Origin of the sequence: Klebsiella sp. EMBS2024 (assembly GCF_036233805.1) — a bacterium.
GTDB classification, from domain to species: Bacteria; Pseudomonadota; Gammaproteobacteria; order Enterobacterales; family Enterobacteriaceae; genus Klebsiella; species Klebsiella pneumoniae.
In genome coordinates, this window is the sequence record NZ_JAZARW010000001.1 from 1,896,057 (window position 1) to 1,899,824 (window position 3,768).

Consider the following 3,768-nt stretch of genomic DNA (forward strand, 5'->3'; position numbering starts at 1 on the left):
GAAAGCTGCCGCTCCGGGGTTAGCTTAAACACGCGCCCCGTCGCCACATCAACAAACAGCAGGTTATTGTTCCGATCGAACACGATCCCTTCGAGCACGAGCGACGCCTGTGAAACGCTGAAGTACGGCTGGGCCTCCACGGTCTGAAGAGAACGCTCCCAGGGCGGTATGGGGACGGCACTGCATGTAAGCGCGTTATGATTTAGTCCATTCATGTGGTTTATCCCCGGCAATAATACAGAGGGAGACTTCACCTGCAGTCTCCCTGTGACAGCAGGTATTAACTTTTATCAAACTGACTTTCGGTAAACGGATCGGCGCGACCGCCCTGCAATGGGATTTTGGCAAGCGCCGCATCGATTTCGCGTAGCTCGCTGTCCGTCAACCGGACTTGCGGTGCACCGCTGTTTTCTATCAGGTGCGGATATTGCGTCGTACCCGGGATAGGGACAATCCAGGGCCGCTGGGCCATTACCCAGGCCAGCGCGAACTGAACCGGAGTGGTGTTTTTGCGACGGGCCCACGACTGCGCAAATTCAAGCAGCACCATGTTTTTGGCCAGGGCATCGGGCTGGAAGCGTGGCAGGTTATGCCGCCGATCGGTGCTGTCGAACCGCTGGCTTGAATTGACTGCTCCGGCGAGGAAGCTGCGGGCAGTCGGGCAGTAAGGTACGAAACCGATACCCAGCTCTTCGAGCGTTGGAATTATCCGCGTCTCTGGTTCCCGCCACCACATGGCATACTCACTCTGCACTGCAGTCACAGGGAGTACCGCATGTGCGCGGCGGATTGTCCTGGCACTCGCTTCCGACAGTCCCCAGTGTTTCACTTTCCCCTCCTGGATCAGCGCCTTCACGGTTTCCGCCACATCCTCGATCGGCACATTCGGGTCGGGGCGATGCTGATAAAGAAGATCGATGTGGTCCGTTTTCAGACGCTTTAGTGAGCCCTCTACGGCACGGCGGATATGGTCAGGGTGGCTGTTAAGGGAAGTGGGCTTCCCCTCCTCCACGCCGAAGCCGAACTTGGTGGCAATCACCACATGATCGCGAACGGGAGCGAGTGCTTCCCCGACAAATTCTTCACTGAGATGGGGGCCGTACACCTCGGCAGTATCAAAGAACGTGATACCTTGTTCGAAGGCTGCCCGGATGAGCGAAACCATGGCTTTACGATCGCGCGGACCTCCGCCGTAATAGCCCACCATCGGCAGGCAACCGAGTCCCATGCTGGACACCTCCAGCGAGCCGAGTTTACGCGTGGTTAAGGTTTCCTTCCGGACGGGAACAGCATCTGCAGGGGCGTTCGGCGTGTCCTGACCAGCCGGTTTCGCCATCACGGCTCCGCTCCTGCCAAGGGTGGTTGCGGCCAACGCCAGACCGGCGCCGGCGATCAGAAAATTGCGCCGGTCCCGGGAAGCGGGTACGGCAGCAGAAGGCTGGTCATGCATCATCTTGCTCATAAACTGGAACTCCCTATAACGAAGAAAGGATTCATTAATTTGGTCATTACCAGGCGTAAGCCTGAGGCGCTTCTCCCCCGGGGCCGGGCCAGATTTCGTCAAGACAGCTCATGGTGTCGTCTGATAGCGTGACTGTCGTTGCGTGAAGCGCCTGCTGGAGTTGTTCGACCGTACGAGGCCCAATCAGTGGAGCGGTAACGACAGGATTCTGCAGGAGCCAGGCCAGCGCCACATCGGAAGGGGTTTCGCCGAGGTTCTCACATAATCCTTCATAGGCTTCCAGCTGCGGACGATACTGTTCAATTTGGCGGGCAAGCGCGGGCCTTGCTCGGCGCCCGCTTGCCATCTTTTTCAGTACGCCGCCAAGCAGCCCTCCGGCAAGTGGGCTCCAGGGGATCAACCCCAGGCCAAAATGGCGGCATGCGGGAATGAGCTCCAGCTCAATGGTGCGGGCAGTCAGATTGTAGAGACTTTGCTCGGCGACCAGGCCCAGGAAATGACGGGCCGTGGCGACTGACTGCGCAGTCGCAATGTCCCAGCCCGCGAAATTGCTGCTACCGATATAAAGAACCTTTCCCTGCTGAACAAGCAGTTCCATGGCCTGCCAGATCTCTTCCCACGGCGTATGACGATCGATGTGATGCATCTGATAGACGTCAATATGGTCGGTCTTAAGCCGTCGCAAACTGTCCTCGCAGGCTTTGCGAATATGATACGCAGAAAGCCGGCGATCGTTCGGGCCCGGTCCCATAGGCTGATAGACTTTTGTCGCCAGAACGATGCGTTCACGGCGGCCACCCTGCTGAAGCCAGCGACCAATAATTTCCTCGGACAGCCCCGAGCCTTGCTGGATATCGGGAGATTGTTCAGTGCCATACACGTCTGCTGTATCAATGAAATTGATACCCGCCTCAAGCGCCTCATCCAGAATGCGGGCGCTGGTCTTCTCGTCGGTGACGTCACCAAAATTCATGGTTCCGAGACAAAGGCGGCTGACTTTCAGGCCGGTGCGGCCAAGATGCGTATAGTTCATAAACGGCTCCGTTAGATGAGTGTTCCGCCCTGGCCTACCAGCCAGAGCGCATGATTTTCAAGAATAACGAAGCACAACGTGTACAGTGAGTGGACGTGCATGAATGGACTTGTGAAAAAAATTCAGCAATGGATTAGCCCTAATCGGTCTAAGGTGTATATCATTTCTTCATCAACGCATTCGGGTTTTAACGCCGCATAAGGAAAACTATTCTGTATGCAAATAAGCAGAGCTGATGTTGCCGATCTTATTTATTTCATGGCGATTGCACGTCATCGCAGCTTCAGCCGTGCGGCAATAGAACTAGGCGTCAGTGCATCAGCGCTGAGTCATGCCCTGAAGGGACTGGAAACCCGGCTCGGAGTTCGCCTGCTTAATCGCACGACCAAGAGCGTCACCCCTACGGCAGCTGGTGAGGAACTGGTTCAGTCTGTTCTTCAGCCTTTCGACACCATAGAAGGCGCGCTTGAATCGCTTAACCGGTATCGCAATACCCCTACCGGACGTATCCGCATCAATGCAGCCGTTGAAGCGGCAAATCTTTTGCTTGCGCCGGTCATGCCCGCTTTTATGGATCGCTATCCCGATATTGAAATCGATATTGTGGCCAGCAACCGTATGGTTGACGTGACTGATGCGGGCTTCGATGCCGGCATCCGCTATGGTGGCACCGTCCCGGAGGACATGGTTGCCCGGCGTTTATCTGCCGATATTCGCTGGGTTATCGCGGCCTCCCCTGATTACCTGGAACGCTACGGAACGCCTGAACATCCGGATGATTTATTACACCATCGCTGCATCAGCAATCGTCTCGGTGACGATCGGGTTTATCGCTGGGAACTTGCGCGAGACGGCGAAACATACCAAATGACAGTGCCAGGCTCAGTGACGGTCAATCATGCCGAAACGGGTCTGGTGGCCGTATTGGGCGGGGCTGGCCTGATGTATTTTCCGGAGCCTCTTGTTGCACCCTATGTCAAGGATGGACGGCTCCGTCTGGTGCTTACGGAATGGTCCCCACTGGAGGAAGGTTTTCATATCTATTATTCAAGCCGCCGGCAATTGCCGACCGGGCTTCGCCTTCTGATTGAGTTCATACAGGAGGCCAGGCCGCTGGGGTTGTGAAATAGTGCCTCCATACTGAACGATGCGTTATCGGCTTTATCGCCCCGTCGCTTATTCAGAATGCTCAGTTGCAGGAAGCCGCAGGTAGTCTGCAAGGCGTGCTGTTTGCTAATAATGGATAAACAAGAGGTAACGCTGAGAAAAATTA

General features: G+C 55.9%; 3 protein-coding genes and 1 pseudogene. 1 reads left to right on the plus strand and 3 read right to left on the minus strand.

From position 1 onward, the window contains the following. The 3 genes and pseudogenes from VZP09_RS08525 to VZP09_RS08535 form a co-directional block, all read right to left on the minus strand. Positions 1-215, minus strand: a pseudogene (locus VZP09_RS08525) (SMP-30/gluconolactonase/LRE family protein); the annotation flags it as partial. Positions 216-280: 65 nt separating this feature from the next. Beyond that, positions 281-1,462 carry an aldo/keto reductase gene (locus VZP09_RS08530; protein ID WP_135686805.1) on the minus strand — a complete coding sequence of 394 codons (1,182 nt, stop codon included), beginning with the start codon at positions 1,460-1,462 and terminating at the stop codon, positions 281-283. Between the two features lie 46 nt (positions 1,463-1,508). Then, complete coding sequence (locus tag VZP09_RS08535; RefSeq protein ID WP_032444848.1) at positions 1,509-2,495, minus strand: aldo/keto reductase; 987 nt, start codon at positions 2,493-2,495, stop codon at positions 1,509-1,511. A 216-nt stretch (positions 2,496-2,711) separates the two neighbouring features. Here VZP09_RS08535 and VZP09_RS08540 point away from each other — a divergent pair, with 216 nt between their 5' ends. Then, positions 2,712-3,620, plus strand: a complete 909-nt coding sequence (locus VZP09_RS08540) for a LysR family transcriptional regulator (protein WP_002904893.1) — start codon at positions 2,712-2,714, stop codon at positions 3,618-3,620. The last annotated feature ends 148 nt before the right edge of the window (positions 3,621-3,768 follow it).